Here is a 22,286-nt window from a genome sequence, read left to right on the forward strand (position 1 = left end):
ACCGGCATCGGAGGCCCTGTGAAGGTCCTTGGCATCAACGCGCTCTTCCACGACCCCGCAGCTGCTCTCGTCATCGACGGGGTGACCGTCGCTGCCCTCGAGGAAGAGCGACTGTCGCGGCGCAAGCATGGCCACCGGCCCGTGCCCTTCGCCGCATGGGAGCTGCCCGAGCTCGCTGCGCGGTGGTGTCTCGAGCACGCCGGGATCGAGCCGTCCGACCTCGACGCCGTGGCCTACTCGTACGACCCCGCTCTCGCCGAGCCGGCCGACCGGCTCGGGCTCCATGACCCCTGGGACCATCTGCGCCAGTCCTACGCCCAGCGTGCGCCGGGTTTCATCGCGAGCGCCCTGCCGGGCCTGGACCCGGGCTGCGTACGCTTCGTGCCCCACCACGTCGCACACGCGGCCTCGGCCGCGCTGGCCGGTCCGGCGGCCGACACCGACGTGCTCGTGCTGGACGGGCGCGGCGAGCGAGCCAGCCACCTCGCGGGGCACTACGCGGGTGGGCAGTTGGAAACCCTTGCTGCACAAGGGCTTCCGCACTCGCTGGGCCTGCTCTACGAGGATGTCACCGAACACCTGGGATTTCTGCGCAGCAGCGACGAGTACAAGGTCATGGCGCTCGCGTCGTACGGCACGCCCCAGTTCGCCGATGTGATGCGCCGCGCTGTGACGACGTCGGGTGACGGCGGGTATCGCACGGAGCCCGTCGAGTGGGGTGCGCTCGCCAAGCCACGAGGAGGCGACGACCCCTGGATGCAGGAGCACGCCGACCTCGCCGCCAGTGTGCAGACGCGCCTCGAGGAGGTGCTGCTCGAGCTCGTCGCCTGGCTCCACGAGCGAACGGGGGCACGGCGCCTCGCACTCGCCGGCGGGGTGGCGCTCAACTGCGTCGCGAACTCGCGGTTGCATGCCGACGGACCGTACGACGACCTGTGGGTCCAGCCTGCCGCGGGCGACGCCGGCACCGCGCTCGGAGCAGCGTTGACGGTGGCGACCGACGCGGGCGATCGCTGTGAGCCGATGCCCGGTGCCGACCTCGGCCGGTCGTGGGACGACGACGAGCTCGAAGACGTCCTGCGCACGGCGCGACTGCCCTACGAGCGCCCCCGTGACGTGGCGCGCGCGGTCGCGTCGTGCCTCGCCGCCGACGGGATCGTCGCGTGGTTCCAGGGCCGCAGCGAGTACGGCCCTCGGGCCCTGGGCCACCGGTCGCTGCTGGCCCACCCCGGTCACGCGCGCAATCTCGAGAGGCTCAACGACGTCAAGGGCCGCGAGCAGTTCCGCCCGGTGGCCCCCATGGTGAGAGCCGAGCGGGCGGCGCAGATCTTCGGTCGAGGCCCCCTTCCGTCGCCGTACATGCTCTTCGTCCACGACGTCGACCCCCAGTGGCGCGACCGGATTCCGGCCGTCGTCCACGTGGACGGCACGGCACGCGTGCAGACCGTCGACCCGGAGCACGAGCCGCTCGTCGCGCGGATGCTGGCGGCCTTCGAGGAGCTCACCGACATCCCTGTCGTCGTCAACACGAGCCTCAACACCGCTGGACGGCCCATGGTCGACAGCCCCCGTGACGCCCTCGAGTGCTTCGGGTCCGCACCCGTCGACCTGCTGGCCCTGGGCCCGTTCGTCGTGAGGAGGCCGGGGTCATGAGCAGCGGCACCCGAGGCTCCACGGCGACGACGATCGTCGTGCCGACGGTCGGTCGGGACAGCCTGCTGACGCTGCTCGAAAGCCTGGCCGAGCAGTCGACGCGCGTGTCCGCACCGGTCCTCCTCGTCGACGACCGTGGCGCAGCCGACCCCCTCGGCCCGCCGGCGTGGCTCGAGGACCTGCCCTTCGAGGCAACGGTGCTCACCAGCGGTGGACGTGGACCGGCAGCTGCCCGGAACCTCGGCTGGCGGCATGCCCGCACCCCGTGGGTCTCTTTCCTCGATGACGACGTCGTGCCCGGGAACACTTGGTACGCAGACCTGCTCGACGACCTGAGTGCTGCCGGCCCCGACGTCGTCGGCAGCCAGGGCCAGGTCCGGGTGCCGTTGCCCACCGACCGTAGGCCCGACGACTGGGAGCGCTCGACGGCAGGGCTCGAAGGGGCGCCGTGGATCACTGCCGACCTCACCTACCGGCGGGCTGCGCTGGCTCCCGTGGGCGGCTTCGACGAGCGGTTCCCACGGGCCTACCGTGAGGACGTCGACCTCGGGCTGCGGGTCACGGCTTCGGGCGGACGCATCGACTGGGGCAGCCGCGAGGTGCTCCATCCTGTGCGCCCGGCCGACGCCTGGGTGAGTGTGCGGCGTCAGGCCGGCAACGTCGACGACGCCCTCATGCGCCGGTTGCACGGTCCGCACTGGCGGGCCCGAGCCCACGCGCCGCGGGGCCGCCTGCGCCTGCACGGCGCCACGGTCGCGGCGGGCGTGACCGCCGTCGCCGCGACGCTGGCCCGCCGGCGCAGAGCCGGTTGGGTCGCCGGTCTCGGCTGGGCAGCGCTGACGGGACAGTTCGCTGCGGCGCGGCTGCTTCCCGGGCCACGCGACCTCGAGGAGGTCGCCCGCATGGTCGTCACCAGCGTCGTCATCCCGTTCGCGGCCGTGACGTATGCCGTGCGGGGCCGAGTGCAGCACCGCGGTGCGGCACCGTGGTGCGGGCCGCCCGACCTGGTCCTGCTCGACCGGGACGGCACCATCGTGCACGACGTCCCCTACAACACCGATCCCCAGGCGGTGCGGGTCGTCAGCGGCGCGCGTGAGTCGCTGGATCGGCTGAGGTGCAACGGGATCCGTGTCGGGGTCGTGACGAACCAGTCGGGAGTCGGCCGTGGCCTGGTCAGCACCGAGGAGCTCGACGCAGTGAACGCCCGCGTGCAGGCGCTGCTCGGCCCGTTCGACGTCTGGTGCCAGTGCCTGCACGCGCCCGAGGAGCGGTGCGCCTGCCGCAAGCCCGAGCCGGGGCTCGTCCTCGACGCGTGCGCACGGCTGGCGGTCGACCCGCGCCGCACGGTCGTCGTGGGAGACATCGGCGCCGATGTGGCGGCGGCCCGCGCTGCGGGTGCCGCGGCGGTGCTCGTGCCGAACGGTGCGACCAGACGCGCAGAGGTGGCCGCCGCACCCGTCGTGAGAAGCGACCTGGGCGCGGTCGTCGACGACCTCCTGGGCGGTCGCTGGTGACCCACGTGCTCGTCGCGAGACTCGACAACGCCGGTGACGTGCTCCTGGCGGGTCCGGCCGTGCGTGCGGTCGCGGCCGGCGCCGAGCGGGTCACCCTGCTGTGCGGGCCCCAGGGGGCGGAGGCGGGTGAGCTGCTGCCCGGCGTCGACTCGGTGGTGCAGTGGCGCTGCCCGTGGATCGACCCGGATCCCGCGCCGGTACAGGCGGAGCACGTGGACCGGCTCCTCGCCACGGTCCGGGCGCTCGCCCCGGACCGGGCCCTCGTGCTGACGTCGTTCCACCAGTCCGCGTTGCCGACGGCCCTGCTGCTGCGCCTCGCCGGCGTGCCGTGGATCGGCGCCGTGAGCACCGACTTCTCCGGCAGCCTGCTCGACCTGCGGCACCGGCCGCCCGACGGGCTCCACGAGGTCGAGCGGGCACTCTCGCTCGTGCGGGCCGCCGGCTACGCCCTGCCCGACGGCGACACGGGGTGCCTTGCGGTGCGGTCGTCGTCCCTCCCGCGCCAGCCGTGGTCGGGCGACTTCGTCGTGCTGCACCCGGGGGCCTCGGTGCCGGCTCGTGCGTGGCCCGTGCACCGCTGGCAGGAGCTCGCACGGTTGCTGGCCGAACGGGGCCGGCGTGTGGTCGTGACGGGCGGCCCGAGCGAGCGGGCGCTGACGGCTGGGGTGGCGGCGGCATACGGAAGCGGTGACGTGGTGGATCTCGGCGGGCGCACGTCGCTCGCCGAGCTTGCCGGCGTCCTCGGGGCCGCGTCGGCCGTCGTGGCGGCCAACACGGGTCCGGCCCATCTCGCTGCGGCCGTCGGGACGCCGGTCGTGTCGCTGTTCGCGCCGACGGTGCCCTTCGAGCGCTGGCGCCCGTGGGGTGTGCCGGTCGTGGCGCTCGGTCGCGGTGACGCGCCGTGCCGGGACAGCCGCGTCACCGAGTGCCCCTTCCCCGGTCATCCCTGCCTGTCAGCCGTCACCGCCGCCGAGGCGCTGCACGCGCTCGACTCCCTCGGGCCGCGGGCCCGCACGTCCCACCCGTGGTCGGGCGCGCCGGCTGGGGCCGCCGCGCTCGTCCAGACCGTCCCAGGAGGTTTGTCATGAGGATCGCGATGGTGTCGGAGCACGCCGACCCGCTGGCGCTGCTCGGCGGCGCTGACGCGGGCGGTCAGAACGTCCACGTCGGAGCCCTGTCGGCGCAGCTCGTGGCGCGCGGTCACGAGGTCACGGTCTACACCCGCTGGACGGCACCGGACGTGCCGGTGCGCGTGCACACGCCGGACGGGTACGTCGTCGAGCACGTGCCGGTCGGCCCCCCGGAGGACGTGCCCAAGGACGAGCTCCTCCCGTACATGCCCGCCTTCGCCCGCTACCTCGAGACCTGCTGGAGCGAGCAGCCCGTCGACATCGTCCACGCGCACTTCTGGATGAGCGGCGTGGCAAGCACGCGGGCGGCCCGACGCGTAGGCATCCCGGTGGTGCAGACCTTCCACGCCCTCGGGACCGTGAAGCGCCGGCACCAGGGGGACCGCGACACGAGCCCGCCCGAGAGGCTCGGTATCGAACGTCGGCTGTGCCGCCAGGTCGACCATGTCGTCGCGACGTGCAGCGACGAGGTCGAGGAGCTCGGTCGCATGGGACTGCCGACGCACCACGCGACCGTCGTGCCGTGCGGCGTGGACACCGACCTCTTCCGTCCGTATGCCGTCCCCGCGGCTCCCCGACCGCGGTTGCTGTCCATCGGCCGGCTCGTCGAACGCAAGGGCGTCGGCAACGCCATCGAGGCGCTGGCCGCCGTGCCCGACGTCGACCTCGTCGTCGCGGGCGGACCGGAGCCGTCGCGTCTCGACGCCGACCCGGAGGTCCGACGCCTGCGTGAGGTTGCCCAGCGGTGCGGCGTCGCGGACCGGGTGCGCTTCCTCGGGGGCGTGGGCCGTGACGACGTGCCCCGCCTCATGAACGAGGCCGACGTCGTCGTGGCGGTGCCGTGGTACGAGCCGTTCGGCATCGTCCCCGTCGAGGCCATGGCGTGCGGCCGGCCCGTCGTCGGGTCCGCCGTCGGTGGCCTGCTCGACACGGTGCTGCCCGGCCTGACGGGCGAGCTCGTGCCACCGAGACGTCCCGATCTCCTTGCGGCAGCGGTGCATCGGCTCGTCGACGACCCGGAGCGACGGGCGACCTACGGCCGTGCCGGCCGCGACCGGGCGGTGGCCCTGTACCGCTGGTCCTGTGTCGCCGAGCGCACCGAGGACGTGTATGCCAGCGTCTCGGCGGCCGCCTCGCGACGGGCGGTGGCACCGTGAGCGGCGGCCCGACGACTTTCACGCCCTGCGACCACGAGCACCTCGACGCGCTCGTCACCGCGATGAGCACCTTCAGCCCGTGCGTCGAGCTGGCCGACCGCTGGGGAAGCCGTCTGGCGGCCGTGCTGGACCAGGGTGGCCGCCTCCTCGCGGCCGGCAACGGCGGCAGCGCCGCGCAGGCGCAGCACCTGACGGCCGAGCTCGTCGGCCGGTATCGCCTCGACCGGAGGCCCTTCTCGGCGATCTGCCTCAGCGCCGAGACCTCCACCCTGACCGCCGTGTTCAACGACTACCCGCCGGAGGAGCTCTTCGCCAGGCAGGTGGAGGCGCACGGTCGGGAGGGTGACGTGCTCGTGCTCCTGTCCACGAGCGGACGCAGCCCCAACGTCGTCGAGGCGGCCCGTCGCGGGCGGGAACGGGGCCTGACGGTCTGGGCCCTGACGGGGCCGGCTCCCAACCCGCTGGCCGAGGTCGCCCACGAGGTGCTCACTGTGGACGCGGAGTTCACCGCAACCGTCCAGGAGCTGCACCTCGTCGCCGTCCACATCCTGTGCGCCGGCCTCGACCGGTCCCTGGGTGTTCTTCCGGCCCGGACGACCGAGGACGTGCCACCCGTGAGGAGGCCGGCATGAAAGGACCACTCGTCGTCATCGGTGACGCCCTGCTCGACGTCGACGTCGAGGGCCGCGCCGGCCGGCTCTGCCCGGACGCCCCGGTGCCGGTGCTCGACGACCTCACCGAGCGTGCCCGCCCCGGTGGAGCCGCGCTGGCCGCCGCACTGGCGCGCCACGACGGCGTCGAGGTCGTGCTCGTCACCGCGCTCGGCGACGACGAGGCGGGCGACCGGCTGCAACGGCTGCTGGAAGGTGTCGAGGTGGTCGCGCTGTCCGCGCGCGGTGCGACACCCGTCAAGCGGCGGATCCGCGCCGAGGGCCAGTCGCTCGTCCGCCTCGACAGCGGTGGTGCGCCCGGCGGCGTCGCCCCGGCCCCGCAGCGTGCCCTCGACGCCGTGCGCCGTGCCGGTGCTGTGCTCGTCTCCGACTACGGCCGTGGCACGGTGGACGCGGAGGGCCTGCGCGACGTGCTCGCCGACGTGGCGGCCGACATCCCCGTCGTCTGGGACCCCCATCCGCGAGGTGGCGAGCCGGCGCCCGGCGCCCGACTCGTCACGCCGAACGAGGAGGAGGCGGCCGTTCTGGCCGCCCGTCGGGGCTTCGAGGTGCAGGGCCCGCGGCACTCGCTCGTCAGCGTCCGGCGACGCGCCGAAGCGCTCGGGCGGGTGTGGCGCGCGCGCGGCGTCGCCGTGACGCTCGGCGCGCGAGGTGCGCTGCTCACCTACGGCGCCGGTACGCCAGTGCTCGTTCCCGCGCCGGCAGTGCAGTGCATCGACGCCTGCGGGGCGGGCGACCGCCTGGCCACGTCCGCGGCCGCCGCCCTGGCGTCGGGGTCCGTCATCGCGGACGCCGTGGCCGAGGGAGTCCGTCGTGCGGCGGAGTACGTCGCGAGCGGTGGGCCTGCCACCCTCGACCGGCGCAGCGGGACGGCGCCGGCCTGGCAGACGCTTCACGTCTCGGGCCCCGACGGCTCGACGGAAGACCGGAGGCCGACCGTCGTCGCGACCGGCGGCTGCTTCGACCTGCTGCACACCGGCCACGTCGAGACGCTGCGCGCGGCTCGCGCACTGGGCGACCGACTCGTCGTCTGCCTCAACTCGGACGCCTCTGTGCGCCGCCTCAAGGGACCGGGGCGCCCGATCGTTCCCGAGGCGGACCGCGCCCGCGTCCTGCTGGCGTTGGAATGCGTCGACGAGGTGGTCCTCTTCGACGAGGACACGCCGGTCGACGTCCTGCGCAGGGTGCGACCGGCCATCTGGACCAAGGGCGGCGACTACGCGGGCGTGGACGTGCCCGAGCTCGCCGTGCTGGAGGAGTGGGACGGGCAGGCGGTCGTGCTGCCCTACGTCGAGGGCCGCTCGACGACAGCCCTGGTCGAGGCGGCCTCCGGGCGCAGCGCCCGACCGCCCCTGGGAGCGGCCACGGCCGCGCGAACCGAGAGGAGTGACGCATGACGACCTCGACAGTGGGAACGGTGCTGGTGACCGGCGGGGCCTCGGGCCTCGGCGCCGCCGTGGCGCGAGCGGTGGCGCAGGAGGGAGGACGGCCGCTCGTCCTCGACCGACGGATGCCGGAACCGGAGACGGTGGACGTGCCCGACGCCGACGTCGGCATCGTCGACCTCGCCGACGCGCGGGAGGCGGAGCACGCCGTTCGCGACCTCGCCGAACGGGCCGGCGGGCTCGATGCCGTGGTGACGTGCGCCGGAACCGACGCGTGCGGGCGCTTCGACGAGGTCGACGGGCTGGACTGGGACCGGGTCGTGCAGGTCAACCTCATCGGAACGGCTGCCGTCGTCCGCGCCGCCCTGCCGTGGCTGCTCTCCAGCGGCGGGCGGGTGGTCACCGTCGCCTCGACCCTCGGGTTGCGCGTGCTGAGCGACGCGACGGCGTACTGCGCCTCGAAGTTCGGCGTCATCGGGTTCTCCCGAGCTCTCGCCGTCGAGACGCAGGGACGCGTCGGGGTGACCACTCTCGTGCCCGGCGGCATGCACACGGCCTTCTTCGACGGCCGTCCCGAGCAGTACCGGCCGGGGCCTGACGCGAAGCTGAACCGGCCCGAGGACGTTGCCGCAGCAGTCCTGTTCGCGCTCCGGCAGCCCGCCGGCTGCGAGATCCGTGAGCTCGTCGTCACTCCGTCGGTGGAGGGCTCGTGGCCCTGAGCGGACGGGTGCTCGTGCTGCGCGCCCTCGGGCTCGGGGACATCCTGACGGCAGTTCCAGCGCTGCGTGCGATCCGGCGGGGGAGGCCCGACCAGGAGCTCGTCCTCGCCGCGCCGGCCGCCTTTGCCGACCTGGTCGTGGGGCCCGACCTCGTGGACCGGGTGCTGCCGACGCGCGCGCTCTCGCCGGTCGAGTGGCGTGGACCGCCTCCCGACGTGGCCGTCAACCTCCACGGCTCCGGGCCGGAGAGCCATCGGCTGCTGCAGGCGTTGGCCCCCGGGCGGCTCGTGGCGTACGCGTGCGCAGCGGTGGGCGTCCGGGGTCCCGACTGGCGGTCGGGAGAGCACGAGGTGCGTCGCTGGTGCCGGGTCGTCGACGCGGCGGGGTGGCCGGCCGACCCGGCAGACCTGCACCTGCCGCCACCGGACCTCGTGAGCCCCGCGCCGGGAGCCGTCGTCGTCCACCCCGGGGCCGCTCGTCCTTCGCGGCGTTGGCCCGCGGAGCGCTTTGCGGCAGTGGCCGACTGGGCGCGAGAGCAGGGGCACGACGTCGTCGTCACCGGGTCTGCTGACGAGGTCGGGCTCGCCCGCGACGTCGCGGACTCGAGCGGCCTCCGGCCCGGCGCTGTGCTGGCCGGCCGGACCGACTTGCGCACGCTCGCTGCGCTCGTCGCGGGCGCGCGGCTGGTCGTGTGCGGTGACACGGGGATGGCCCACCTCGCGTCTGCTCACCGGACGCCGTCCGTCGTCCTCTTCGGTCCGGTGGCCCCGGCGGAGTGGGGGCCGCCCCCCGGTGGCCCGCACACCGTCGTCTGGCACGGCGCCGCCCGCGCCGCCCACGGCGGTCGGGGTGACCCTTTGGGCGACGTCGTGGATCCCGTGCTCCTGACGACGAGCGTGGGCGAGGTCATCCGCGCAGCCCGGGAACGCTTGGAGCACAGTGCAACCCACGCGGTGGTGACCTCGGGCGGGTGACTCGCCGGCCCGGCGGCACGCCTACGCCGCTGAGCGCAGCTGCTCCTCGAACCAGTCGAGCGTGCGACGCAGCCCTTCCTCGACCGCGACCCGCGGCCGCCACCCCAGCAGCTCCTCGGCCCGCGAGGTGTCGGGTCGTCGCACGCGCGGGTCGTCCTCGGGCAGGTCGACGAACGTGATGGGTGAGCTCGACCCGGCCAGACGGCATACGGTCTCGGCGAGCTCGAGGACGGAGATCTCCTCGCTGCCTCCGAGGTTGACCGGCCCGGCGTGGCCGCTCGCGGCGAGCGCGCACAGGCCGTCGGTCGTGTCGCTCACGAAGCACAGCGAGCGCGTCTGGCTGCCGTCTCCTGCAACCGTGATCGGCTCCCCCCTCAGGGCCTGGGTCATGAACGCCGGGATCATCCGCCCGTCGTCGGTCCTCATGCCGGGCCCGTAGGTGTTGAAGATCCGCGCGATCCCGGTGTTGACGCCCCGACTGGTCCGGTAGGCCGTCGTCAGAGCCTCGGCAAAGCGTTTCGACTCGTCGTACACGCTGCGCGGCCCCACGGGATTGACGTTGCCCCAGTAGCTCTCGGGTTGTGGATGCACCAGCGGGTCCCCGTACACCTCCGACGTCGACGCCAGCACGAGACGCGCGCCCCGGACCTGCGCGAGGTCGAGGGCGTGCATCGTGCCCTGGCTGCCGACCAGCATGGTCTCCACCGGCAGCGCCGCGTAGTGCACCGGCGAGGCCGGCGAGGCGAGGTGCATGACGAGGTCGACGGGGCCCGGCACCTCCAGCCGGCGCGTGACATCGGCATGGACGAACGAGAAGGCGGGGTGTTCGTCGAGCTCGTCGACGACCGACGGGCTGCCTGTGACGAAGTTGTCGACGGCCACCACCTCCCAGCCGTCGCTGAGCAGCCGGCGGCAGACCCAGGCGCCGAGGAACCCGGCGCCCCCCGTGACCACGACGCGCCCCGGCGGGTTCTCGAACGACCGGGCAGCTGCCGTCTGGTCGGACGGCGGGTGACCCGCCCATCGCGAGGGGGTGGCAGCATCCTCGCCGGCCGGGTCGTCTTCCACGTCGGACGCGTACCCGGCCGCCCGGTGGCCAAACGGCCAGGGCTCGTGGTTCGGGCGTCCGTATCGTCCTTTTCGCACCATTTCGGCCCTAGTCTCACAACCACCATCGTCGAGCGCACCCTCCGGGGAGGTCCTCATGACCGGTCACCGCCGCGTACGGCACGCGTCGACACCTCCTGCGCGCGGTCCCGGTGACCTGACCACGGCGGCGCTGGTGTTCGCGCTGCTCCCCGCGCTGGGAGCCGCTCCGAACGCTGCGGCGTCGGGGGCGACGCCGAGCCCGACGCCGCGGCCGATGTCGACGGCGGCGAGCTCACCGGCGGGGAGCTCATCGGCGACGCCCACGCCCACGGACTCCGGCCCGACCTCGGCCCCCGCGCCGGCGGGCACCGTGACGGTCACCGGGACGGCGAGGGTCGGCGAGACGCTCACCGCCGTCACCGAGGGCTGGGATCCCGACCTCACCCTGACCTTCCAGTGGCTCGTCGACGGGACTCCCGTCGCCGACGCGACCCGCCCGACGCTCGCGCTCACGGCGCCCCAGCTGGCCAAGCAGGTCTCCGTCGTCGTCACGTCGTACCGCGGCGACACGAAGATCGACGAGGTGACCAGCGACCCGGTCGGCCCGGTGGCCCCTGGTGTCTTCACCTCGGCGCCGGTCCCGAGCATCGGCGGCACCCTTCGAGTAGGCCGAGTTCTCACGGCAGACCCGGGCACCTGGACGCCCAGCGCCACCTTCGCATACCAGTGGCTCGCGAACGGCGCCCCCATCAGCGGGGCGACCGCGCGCACGTATGTCCTGCAGGCCACCGACCGGACGAAGCGGATCTCGGTAGCCATCACGGGAAGCCGCAGCGGTTACACGTCGGTCAAGCGGACCTCAGCGCTCTCGACGGCCGTCGACTGGGGCGTCTTCACGGCTGCGCCCACGCCGGTCGTGTCGGGCATCGTCCAGATCGGCTCGACCGTCACGGTCACGACGGGCACGTGGTCACCGTGGGCCACCCGGACGTACCAGTGGCGCGTCGACGGCAAGAACGTCGCGCGTCAGACGAACCACTGGTTCTACCTCGATGCCACGAGGCTCGGTCACTCAGTCAGCGTCGTCGTCACTGCCCGGCGCCCGGGGTTCCTCACGGTCGTACGCACCAGCGGCAGCCGAGGACCGGTGACGCGGCCGTTCACGACCGCCCCGACCCCGAAGATCGCCGGCTTCTTCCGGCGTGTCGGCCAGCCCATCTCCGTGAGCACCGGCACCTGGGAGCCGACGGCGACCGTCGCCGTCCAGTGGCGTCGCGAGGGGGCGCCGATCACGGGCGCGACGGGTCGCTCGTACCGCCCGACGACGGCAGATCTCGGCAAGCGGCTCACCGTCACCGTGACCGGGCGCCGCAGCGGCTACACGACGACCGCGCGAACGAGCGCCGCGACACCGGCGATCCTGCCCCCGCCCTACGGGTTCACGACCACCGGCAAGCCGGCGACCCCACCCGTGGCGGCGTACGCCCCGGCGAGCGTCAAGCTCATCACGGACGCCCAGTGGGAACGGATCAAGGCGGCCGGGGTGTGGCGCAGCGGGGACTGCCCCGGCTACCGGACGACGTTCCGCCGGGTGGAGGTCCCTTACTGGGGCTTCGACGGCAAGACGCACCGCGGCTGGGTCAACGTCAACGCCGACATCACGACGAGCACGGCCAAGATCTTCAACACCTTGTACGCCAAGCGCTTCCCGTTGCACCGGGTCGAAGGCATCGAGATGTTCGGTGGCTGGGACTGGCTCGGTTCCAAGGCCAACGCGACGACCGCCTTCAACTGTCGCCGGGCCTCGGAGCAGAACTCGCCGAACGGCTCGTCACCGCACGCCTGGGGTCGGGCCATCGACCTCAACCCCGTGCAGAACCCGTGGATCAACCCCCGCACCGGCACCTGGGACCCCAACGCCCCGGCTCCCTCGAGCGCACCCGGCACGATCCGCTACGGCGGCATGGTGTGGACGCTGTTCCGGTCCTACAGCTGGTACTGGTCGGGCACCGACGAGTGGAAGGACTACATGCACTTCGACACCGGCTACCCCTCGAGGTCCAAGGACGGCTACGTCGTCACCCCCGACGGCGACGTCCTGGGCCGCGGCCCGGTCTGATGCCGGAGCGCGGGCAGCGCGACCGGCGCTGAGCCACAGCCGAACTCGCCAGAGCAGGCCCAGAGGGTCGAGCGTCAGGAGCGCGGCCTCGATGCTGGGGGCGGCAGCGTGAGCCGCTTTGTGACAGTACATTGGCGTTTCGGAGACGGAGACTCTCTCCGGCCTCTAGCGTGGCTTGCCGTACCGCCGAACGCCGAAGCCGGCCGACGCCGGACGACCCCTCACTCCAGGCCGCCCCTCGCCGACCCATCGCGCCCCTCCGCAGGGCGCACGTCTGCCACGGCCTGTCCACTGTGCCGTGCCTGTCTCGGGTCGTCGCACCGTCGGCCCGCGTGTGTTGCAGAGAAGCACAGGGAGCTTCCTCATGGTTCGTCGTCGCATGCCGTCATCCTCCGACCCCGACCAGCAGCCGGTACCCCCGGTTCACCAGGTCCGACGACCCCGAAGGCGGCGGAGCGCCTGGGCCGTCGTGCTGGCGGCGCTGCTCGCCACGACGACGGCGATCCCGACCGCCCTCGCCGGTACGCCCGGAGGCGGCCAGTTCGAGGCGACGCTGCCCGGCATCGCGCCGACGACGCCGCAGGAGATCGGGGAGGGCACGACGACCGACCTGCTGTACGCGGACGTCACCGAGGGTCTAGCCATGGTGAACCCGCCGGAGGCGAACCCGAGCGGCACGGCGGAGCTGGAGTACCCGCTCCAGCTGCCCAAGGGTCGCGGCTTCACGCCGGAGGTGAGCCTCGGCTACTCGTCGGAGGGCGGCTCGACGTGGGCCGGCCTCGGCTGGGACGTCGGTGCACCCGAGATCGCGGTCGACACCTCGTTCGGTGCGCCGCGGTTCTGTGACGGCTCGACCAAGAGCCCGCCCTGCGGCAACGTCGAGAGCGAGTCGTACACCCTCGACGGCGACCCGCTCGTGCCGAACGCCGTCAAGGCCGTCCTCGAGCCGCGCGTCGCCGACCGCCAGGACTTCACCCGCAAGGTCGAGACGAGCTTCGAGCAGATCATCCGGCACGGCGACAGCCCGTCGAGCTACTGGTGGGAGGTCCGCGACAAGCAGGGCAACATCCGCTACTACGGCGGCACGCCCGACAGCGGCGGCCCGCTCGGCGAGGCCGGGAAGCAGGTCGGCATCGACGACCGCACTCGTGACGCGAAGGGCATCCTCACCGACGCGAGTGGCAACGGCGTGCGCTGGTTCCTCACGGCCAAGCGCGACATCGGCGTCAACATGCACCGCTACGTGTACGACACCGTGCAGTACAAGCGCGACACCACCGCCGCCACCGGCTGGTCACCCCTCGCCGCGGGAGCCGGCTGCCCTGCAGGACAGGTCTGCCCGAAGCACGTCTACCTCAGCAAGATCCTCTACACCGCGGCCAACACCGTCAGCGGTGAGCCGGAGGACCCGGCCTACGAGATCCGCTTCGTCCGCTCGGCCGGAACACGCTCGGATGCCGTCCTCGACGGCCGCGGCGGCGTCCTCGACCTCGACCAGGACCTCCTCGACCACGTCGACGTCGTCGACCGTGCCAGCGGTGACGTCGTCACGCGTTACAAGCTGGGCTACGACGCCGACCCGCACTTCGGGAAGAACCGCCTCCGTTCGGTCACGCAGATCGGCTGCAACGGCCTGGCCTCCTGCCCGACGACCGGTCTCAAGCACACCTTCAGCTACTTCGACGACATCGCCACCGCCGGAAGCGGATTCGACACGACAGCCCGCTGGGAGACGGGCACCAACCCGACGCCGGCCGGCGGCACGGCCGGCTACATCACCGAGAAGCTGAGCGGTCTCGGCGCCTCGACGACGAACGCCGGAGACGGTCGCATCTACGTCGGCTTCAACCCGGCCAGCCCGTCCAAGACCGGCTCGGTCGGTGGCTCCTTCGCCATGAACGGTGCGACGAACGAGTCGGTCATCGAGTTCATGGACCTCAACGGTGACTCCCTGCCGGACAAGGTGTACCGCCAGGGCGTCAGCTTCACCGGCGGCAACGGCGCGATCAGGTACCAGCTCAACACGAGCACGCCGTCGGCCTCCCGCACCGCGGCCCTGACGTTCGGCGAGACGCACACGCTCTCTGGCTTCTCCGAGCTGCCCGTCCAGCGCTCCATCGGCGTCCAGGGCGGCGTCGAGGCGTACTTCGGCGTGTACGGCGTCTTCAACGTCGGGGGCCAGTGGAGCTGGGTCGACAGCTACTTCACCGATGCCAACGGCGACGGTCTGCCTGACCTCGTGCGTGGCACCGAGGTGCTCTTCAACCACCTGGTGTGCGACCCGGCGAAGACCGGCGTCGAGGCGTGCGAACCGACGTTCAGCTCGTCCGACGCCCTGACCCGCGTCCCGCTCTCGCCGCAGACGGTGCCCGTCAGCGACTCGGACTTCGAGGAGATGGTCGACCGCCTGCGCGAGGCCGTGCCGCCCATCGACACGGTGCGTCGCTGGACCGCGCCCTTCGCCGGCACCGTCACCATCGACGCCGAGGCCGCCATCGGCAGCCCGGGCGACTCCGCGGGCGGCTCCGTCCGTGCCGCCATCCAGAAGGGCGGAAGCGAGCTCGCCACCGCCAACCTGTCGTCGGCCTCCCCCTCGTGGGCGCCCGCGACCCTGACCACAGCGGTGACGAAGGGCCAGTCGATCTACTTCCGCGCGGGCTCGCGTCCGAAGGGCAACGGCGACACCGTCACGTGGGAGGCCACGATCGCGTATGCCGGTGGGTCGGCCCCCGACGCCAACGGGCTCAACCAGCGCGCCTACTCGCTCGCCGACGACTTCACGCTCGCCGGCCGCCCGGGGGTCTACACGTCCATCGGTGAGGGCGGCGCGATGCACTACAGCGTCGCGATCAACAAGACCGCTGCCACGACGGACGACCTGCGCCCGCAGGTGGTCCGGCGGGCCGGGGCGGGCGGCGCCACGTCCAGCGCGGCCATCACCGTCACGCCGATCACGGCGGCGGGCGCCGACGACACACCGCGCGTCAAGTCCGTCACGGCGACGGCGGGCCAGTGGTGCGTCAGCGACTCGACGACCGACTTCGGCTGCTACGCAACGCAGGCCGCAGCCATTGCGCGCCTCGCAATCATCGGCGAGGACGAGATCGGACGGTTCCGCATCACGGCCGATCCGACGTTCGCCGCTCCCGTGCTCGACGGGGACGGTGTCCCCAAGGCCTTCGATGCCGTCCGTGCGGGGATCGCGGTGGACAGCCCGATCGACGTCACGACGATCGAGTTCGTCGAGGCTGCGACCCTCTGCACGCTCGCCGGGGGCGTCTGCGACACGGCCAAGGCCGTCTACACACCACACCCGGACATCGACGTCTACCCGCAGACGAGCCGCTCCGGCCCGGCCACGGCCTGGGACTCGACGCTGGGCCGAACCGTGACGCCCAAGGTCACCGGCACGCGTGACGCTGACAACCCCGGCGGGGTCGTCGTGGTCACCGCGAAGACGTCGACCGGTCTCGTCTACAAGGACTCGTTCACCGTCCCGAGCGGGGGCGGTGCCATCAACGCGACGCTCGACGGCCTGACGCTCGTGAGCGGCGCGGACTACTGGTTCGACGTCACGATGCGTGACGCCGGACTGTCCGCACATGTCAACAGCCTGGATCTGGCCATGACGTGGGCCGAGGGCGCCGTCGCCACGTCGGAGAACGTCCCGCAGACGGTCAACTGGGCCGGTCCGCAGGGGTACTTCCCCATCGCGCACCGCGGCTGGGCTGCAGCGGGCTACACGGCGACGGGTGCCCGTGCCACGACGGCGGTCGTCGAGGGCGACTTCGACACGACGGCCGGCGGCGACCCGTACGACGACAAGGCTGCCGCCTGCCAGGACCTCTTCGGCGGCGCCTGCCCGACGGACACGTCGGTCAACAACGACGGCTTCGGCGACTACGACCCCGGTTCGGGCGGTCCGCCCGAGTTCGACGTCGACAAGGCGACCGAGAACATCCCCGACGCGTTCGCGTACCGTCCCGTCGTCGACTCGTCCACTCTGGTCATGACGTGGCAGGGCCCGAAGGCCAAGATCTTCGCCGGGGAGGACGGCATGACGGGCTCGGCCCGCTTCGGCGAGGACCTGCCGATCACGACTCCCGGGGGTGGCGGCACCACCCGCGCACCCAACCTGCTGGGCGAGACCGGCCCGATCTTCATGCTGATGGCGGGCATCGGGCCGTTGGGCGGCAGCTTCGCCGCCGGCTGGAGCCGCAGCCTCGTCGACTACATGGACATGAACGGTGACGGTTATCCCGACACCGTCCGGCCCGGCTCGATCACCTACACGAACCCGCGCGGCACCCAGGAGTGCGGACCCGCTGCGGCCCGCGTGGCCTGCACCGGCGGAGGCGTCTCCGTCGTCGACTCCGCGACGACCCTCGCGGTCTCGGGCGGTTTCGGTGGCGCACCCATCGGCATCTCCGGCAACAGCAAGGGCACGACGAACCCGACGAAGGGCGGCTCTTCCACGAAGGGCGGCAGCGCGTCAGAGACGTCCTACGGCGCCAACATCGGTGGCTCCATCGGTGGCGGAGCGAGCTTCACGAACCCGACCTCGCAGAACGAGCACCAGGACGACGAGGCGCTGACGAAGGTCCCGCGCGACGAGACGATCCCGGTCCAGGAGACCATCGCCGACATCAACGGTGACGGCCTGCCCGACCGGATCACCGTCGACGACGACGAGATCCGCGTGCGGCTCAACCTCGGCCACACGTTCACGCCGCAGTTCCGTTGGACCGTCAGCGCCTTCAGCTCGACGAACTCCTACAGCGGCTCCATCGGCGCGAGCCTCGGCTTCAACGTCGACAACGGCGGCTTCGCCGGCGGCATCGCGAAGAACTCCAACGTCGACCTGCCGAACGTGTCCTGGGAGGACGTCAACGGTGACGGCCTGCTCGACGCGCTCTACAGCAAGGACGGCAACGTCAAGGTCGCGTTCAGCAACGGCACCGGCCTGACCGACCAAGCGGCCTACGGCACGCACCAGGCGTCGAGCTTCAAGATCCTCGGGATCTTCGACCTCGAGGGCAAGCCGCAGATCCGCCAGGACAGCTCGGAGAGCCTCGGTGGCGGCGCCGACGTCACGATCGGCATCCCGCTCTGCCTCGTGGCCTGCTACCTCATCCTCAACCCCGGCGGGCACTTCGAGAACAGCATGACCTCGACCGACGTCGACCTGACCGACGTCAACGGCGACGGCTACGCCGATTCCGTGTCGCGGGTCAAGGACTCGAGCCAGGTCAGGGTGGCCCTCAACACGCAGGGCCGCACCAACCTGCTCAAGTCGGTGACGACTCCGCTCGGCGGCACCATGACGATGGACTACCACCGCGACGGCAACACGACGACGCACCCGGACAGCCAGTGGCTGCTCGACGACGTCACCGTCGACTCCAGCCGCGGCGCCGACGGCATCGCGCAGAGGCGCAGCACCATCGGCTACGGCGCCACGGCTCAGGACTTCATCCAGCGCACCGACCTCGGCTACGACAAGGTCACCGTCACGGAGCGCTACACGAAGTGGGACCACAGCGCGGACGTCAACGCGCCGGCCACGTCCACCAAGCTGCACACGACCGTGCACGAGTACCGCAACGACTCGGTGTTCGAGTCCGGGCTCGAGCACCGGACGACGATCTACGACGGGACCGACGCGACAGGGACCGTCATGCAGCGCACACGCACGACGTGGGCGCTCATGGACCTCGACAAGAACGCGGCGAGCGGTGGCGGCTACGGGCCGCTCGACCTCGGCGGACTCACCGTCGACCAGCAGCTCGCGCTGCGTGCCACGCCACAGGTCTCGAAGGTCGAGCAGGACTGGTACACCGGCGGAACGGTGCGTCTCACGACGACCATGACGTACGCGTACGACCGCTTGGGCAACCCGACGACGATCGTGGACTCGGGTCTGCCCGGCACAGCGGCGGACGATGCGACGGCGACCATCGAGTACGGGAGCTGTGAGACGAGCACCAGCGCGGACATGAACGACTTCTTCGGGTGTGGCAGCACGCTGAAGGCCACCCCGCCGAAGGTGTCCCCGTACTGGTCTGCGACGAACTGCCAGACCTGGGACAGCCAGCCCGTCGGCATCACCGTCAAGGCGCCGGGTGGCACCGTCCTGCGCTCACGCGCCGGGCACACCGCCTACTGCGACAACAACTCGGTGACCGTGCAGCGCGAGCTGCTCGTGCCCGCCTCCGGCAGCACGCCGGCGACGTACGCCGAGACCCGTCTGCTCTACGACCAGTGGGGCAGCTACAACCGGATCGTCATGCCGCCCGACGCGGACGGCAACAGGTATGCCGTGCGGTACGTCTACGACGACGCGAACCACGCGAACGTCAGCACGGTCACCGACTACGAGCTGCAGGGCTCGGGCGACCCCGAGGGCACCGACCCGCTCGACACGACCCGGATCTTCATGGAGGAGGACGTCGACCCGACCGGTGACGCCGTCGGACTGACGTCGACCGCGGCCTTCGACGCGCCGACGGGGCGCGTCAGGACCCGCACCGACGCGAACGGCAACGTCGTCACGTACACGTACGACGCGTACAGCCGGACCCGGACCATCACGTCGGCCGACGGCGGCGTCGCGACGTTCAGCTACCACCCGGACGACCCGGACTACCCGTACGCGACCGTGACCCACTCGGACGAGTTCCACCCGGGCACGACCATCGACACGGCGACGTACGCCGACGGCTCTGGCCGCGTCACCGGACGCAAGCGCGACGCCCTCGTCCACGACCCTGCCAGTGGCGTCACCGGGCCCGGGTTCGCCGCCGAGGGTGGCTCCGACGTCGACGGCCTCGGCCGCACCGTCCACCAGTGGAAGCCGTTCCTCCAGACCGGCGCGACCCTCGCGGACTACACCGTCGACACGACGAGCCCCGGTTACGACAAGGCGACGATCACCACCTTCGACGCCCTCGACCGGGTCGTCGTGGAACGGCTGTCCAACGGCGCGACGACGCGGACGGCATACGCCCACGAGTCACTGGCCGGCTACGGCACGGTCGCGACCGTCGACGTGACCGACCCGCAGGGTCGGCACACGAAGACCTGGCTCGACGCGCACGACAACGTGGTCGAGAGCGAGGACAGGACGGTGGCCGGCGTCGCGCTGCGCACCAGCTACGTCTACGACCGGCTCGGACAGCTGCTCACCGTGCAGTCGCCGGGCGGTCTCACCACCACGCACACCTACGACCTGCTCGGCCGCAGGACGTCGACGACGACGCCCGACGGGGGGCTCGTCGACTGGACGTACGACCTGGCCGGCAACAAGACCTCCGAGCAGAGCCCCGTGCTCCGCGAGGAGGGCAACGTCCGCACCGTCTTCGGCTTCGACTTCGGCCTGCTGACGTCGATCACCTACCCCGACGAGGCCCCCGTGACGATGGACTACGGCGGCTACCTCGGTCACCCGACCGCGGGCAACGCGGCCGGCCGGATGGTGCACGTCGAGGACAAGGCACGCGTCCAGGACCTGGCCTACGACGTCAACGGGCGCATCGCCAAGGACGTGACGACGATGACGGGTCCGCACCCGAACAAGGGACCGTTCACCACGGACTACGACAACGACTGGCTCGGACGGCTCGCGACGGTGTCGCTGCCCGACGGCGAGGTCGTGCGCAACGGCTATGACAGTGGCGGCCGGCTCACCAAGGTCGTCGGGACACGCGACTGCCGCGAGATCGGTTCTCTCACAACGGCTGTCGACGCCACGGCGACGACGATCACCGTGACCGAGACGCAGCACGCCGACCCGGCCTCCAGCTGGGACCCGGCACTACCGTTCACGATCACCCTCGGCAGCGAGCAGCTGCGGGTCACCGCCCGCACGCCGGGCGCCGTCGCGGGCACGTTCGTCTACACCGTGGAGCGCGGCATCAACGGCACGGTCGACGTGCCGACTGCAGCGGCCCACTCGGCCGGGACCAGGGTGGTGGCCGACGTCGCCGTGCCGTGCGTCTACGGCTACCTCGACCAGCAGCGCTACGACGTCTACGGCCAGACGTCGCAGCGGAAGACCGGCGACGGCGTGGTGGAGACCACCTATCGCGATGCCGACACGCGACGGCTCGACCGCCGCACCGCTCTCTCGCCCGACGGCAGTCGCGAGCTGATGGACCTCCGGTACACGTACGACCTCGTCGGCAACGTGAAGAAGGCGGAGAACCACCTGCCCGACGACCTCCCGTCGCTCTTCGGTGGCCCGACCGTGCAGAACTACACCTACGACGACCGGTACCGGCTCACGGCCGCCAACGGCACGTGGACGTACGCGCCGAAGACGACACGCAAGTACACGTGGTCGGCGACGCTCGACGACGCGACGAGCAAGGTGACCCGGATGGCCCAGCGAGACTGGACGGTCGACACCGGCTGCACGACCAAGTGCCGGGAGGTCACCCAGGCCGCGACGACGTTCGACAAGACCGGGTACACCTACGACCCGAACAAGCCCAACCAGGCGACCCGGGTCTTCGACTCGATCTCCAGGCAGGCGGACGTCTTCACGTACGACTCCGACGGGGAACAGACGACGGTCACCAACCCGGACACGGTCCGCAACATCACGTGGGACTGGGCCGGCAAGATGATCGAGATCGTCGACCACAACGCCAAGGGAACCGGCCGCAAGCAGACGGACTACGTCTACGACTGGGCGGGCCAGCTCGCGACCGAGATCAAGGAGCAGGGCGTCACCTACTACGTCAACCCGTGGGTGACCGTCCGCAACGGCACGATGTCGAAGAACATCTGGGCCGGGAACGACCGTCTCGCAGTGAAGTTCAGCGACGGCGGCGGCACCTACGAGACGAGGCTCTACTTCCCGCGCAAGGACCTGCAGGGCAGCACGAACATCGTCACGAACCGGGTCGGCATCGTGTTCCAGCACCAGGAGTACTTCCCGACGGGGCAGGTGTGGATCAACGAGGACAGCACGATCTTCCGGACGCCGTGGCAGTTCGCCGGCGGGTACACCGACGAGGACCACGGGCTGGTGAACTTCGGGGACCGCTGGTACTCACCGACCCAGGCCCGCTTCCTCACGGTCGACCCGATCCTCACCGAGGACCCGATGGCCCTCGTGGAGAACCCGACCCTGACGACGTCGTACACCTACGGCCAGTCGAACCCGACGAGCTACGTCGACACCGACGGGCGCCTCGGTAAGCCCGCCAACCTCGACGCGATCGACGTGCTGCGGACGATCCAGTCGCTCAAGCCGGACGGCGACCCGATCAACGCCGACCAGTCGACGAAGCTGCTCGGCTTCTTCGCCGACAACGCCGACACCGCGCGAGGTCGTCAGGCCCTGGGCTGGTTGAAGAACTACAACACCTACCAGCACCGGCAGGCGAAGCTCTTCAACCGGCTGGACTCCAGGCCCGTGCTCGAGTTCGAGATCGAGGACGGCAAGCTCAAGCAGGTCAAGCTCGGCTTCGGGGTCGGCAAGCGGCTCAAGCTCCTCGACGACAAGGGCGCCGGCGCGACACCGCAGGCGAGCAAGACGGTCGTCGACGACCAGACGAGCTCGGGCGGCTCCGGCGGCACGGGTGGCACGGGTGGCACCGGTGGCACCGGTGGCTCCGGGACGGGTGGCGGCGCGAACGGCGTCGGCGGTTCCGGCAAGGCGGCCCCGACCACGAGCCCGGGCTCTGGAACCGGTGGCGCGGATGCGGGTTCGGCCAACCCGACCGGTGACTCGGGGACGGGCACGGCCGTGACGCAGAAGACGTCGCCCGCGACGGTGCAGCAAAAGAGCAGCGAGGGCTGAGGCCCGTCGGCTGGAGGTGCCCGACCCCTGGATGCGGGGTCGGGCACCTCGATCCGGCCGTGCCCTG

General features: G+C 71.8%; 11 protein-coding genes. 10 read left to right on the forward strand and 1 reads right to left on the reverse strand.

The window, feature by feature from the left end; translation table 11 throughout:
- Nucleotides 1–18: 18 nt before the first annotated feature.
- The 8 genes from ACFQU3_RS21295 to ACFQU3_RS21330 are packed head-to-tail and all read left to right on the forward strand — an operon-like array spanning nucleotide 19 to nucleotide 9,203.
- Entirely contained in the window at nucleotides 19–1,653 is a 1,635-nt protein-coding gene (locus ACFQU3_RS21295; RefSeq protein WP_385913526.1) for a carbamoyltransferase, read from the forward strand.
- The gene (locus tag ACFQU3_RS21300; protein ID WP_385913528.1) at nucleotides 1,650–3,167 is read left to right on the forward strand and encodes an HAD-IIIA family hydrolase; all 1,518 of its coding nucleotides are present in this window, start codon (nucleotides 1,650–1,652) and stop codon (nucleotides 3,165–3,167) included. Before ACFQU3_RS21295 ends, ACFQU3_RS21300 begins: the two co-directional genes overlap by 4 nt.
- Nucleotides 3,164–4,255 (forward strand): glycosyltransferase family 9 protein, encoded by a 1,092-nt coding sequence (locus ACFQU3_RS21305; RefSeq protein ID WP_385913530.1) that lies wholly within the window; start codon nucleotides 3,164–3,166, stop codon nucleotides 4,253–4,255. The genes ACFQU3_RS21300 and ACFQU3_RS21305 overlap by 4 nt, the downstream gene beginning before the upstream one ends.
- Nucleotides 4,252–5,454, forward strand: coding sequence for a glycosyltransferase (locus ACFQU3_RS21310; protein WP_385913532.1), 1,203 nt, complete (start codon nucleotides 4,252–4,254; stop codon nucleotides 5,452–5,454). Before ACFQU3_RS21305 ends, ACFQU3_RS21310 begins: the two co-directional genes overlap by 4 nt.
- Nucleotides 5,451–6,086: an SIS domain-containing protein gene (locus tag ACFQU3_RS21315; protein WP_385913534.1), complete on the forward strand. Its 636-nt coding sequence runs from the start codon at nucleotides 5,451–5,453 to the stop codon at nucleotides 6,084–6,086. The genes ACFQU3_RS21310 and ACFQU3_RS21315 overlap by 4 nt, the downstream gene beginning before the upstream one ends.
- The gene (locus ACFQU3_RS21320; RefSeq protein WP_385913535.1) at nucleotides 6,083–7,522 is read left to right on the forward strand and encodes a PfkB family carbohydrate kinase; all 1,440 of its coding nucleotides are present in this window, start codon (nucleotides 6,083–6,085) and stop codon (nucleotides 7,520–7,522) included. The genes ACFQU3_RS21315 and ACFQU3_RS21320 overlap by 4 nt, the downstream gene beginning before the upstream one ends.
- Entirely contained in the window at nucleotides 7,519–8,229 is a 711-nt protein-coding gene (locus tag ACFQU3_RS21325; RefSeq protein ID WP_385913537.1) for an SDR family oxidoreductase, read from the forward strand. The genes ACFQU3_RS21320 and ACFQU3_RS21325 overlap by 4 nt, the downstream gene beginning before the upstream one ends.
- Complete coding sequence (locus tag ACFQU3_RS21330) at nucleotides 8,220–9,203, forward strand: glycosyltransferase family 9 protein (RefSeq protein WP_385913539.1); 984 nt, start codon at nucleotides 8,220–8,222, stop codon at nucleotides 9,201–9,203. Before ACFQU3_RS21325 ends, ACFQU3_RS21330 begins: the two co-directional genes overlap by 10 nt.
- Nucleotides 9,204–9,224: 21 nt before the next feature.
- On the opposite strand, the gene ACFQU3_RS21335 is transcribed toward ACFQU3_RS21330, so the two are convergent.
- The gene (locus tag ACFQU3_RS21335) at nucleotides 9,225–10,271 is read right to left on the reverse strand and encodes a UDP-glucuronic acid decarboxylase family protein (RefSeq protein ID WP_385913541.1); all 1,047 of its coding nucleotides are present in this window, start codon (nucleotides 10,269–10,271) and stop codon (nucleotides 9,225–9,227) included.
- A gap of 136 nt (nucleotides 10,272–10,407) precedes the next feature.
- On the opposite strand from ACFQU3_RS21335, the gene ACFQU3_RS21340 reads away from it, so the two are divergent.
- Both ACFQU3_RS21340 and ACFQU3_RS21345 read left to right on the forward strand, forming a co-directional pair.
- Nucleotides 10,408–12,411, forward strand: a complete 2,004-nt coding sequence (locus ACFQU3_RS21340; RefSeq protein WP_385913542.1) for a M15 family metallopeptidase — start codon at nucleotides 10,408–10,410, stop codon at nucleotides 12,409–12,411.
- A 379-nt stretch (nucleotides 12,412–12,790) separates the two neighbouring features.
- Nucleotides 12,791–22,219, forward strand: coding sequence for an RHS repeat-associated core domain-containing protein (locus tag ACFQU3_RS21345; RefSeq protein ID WP_385913544.1), 9,429 nt, complete (start codon nucleotides 12,791–12,793; stop codon nucleotides 22,217–22,219).
- The last annotated feature ends 67 nt before the right edge of the window (nucleotides 22,220–22,286 follow it).

The sequence above is a fragment of the Terrabacter sp. GCM10028922 genome (assembly GCF_042666095.1).
Lineage (GTDB): Bacteria > Actinomycetota > Actinomycetes > Actinomycetales > Dermatophilaceae > Terrabacter.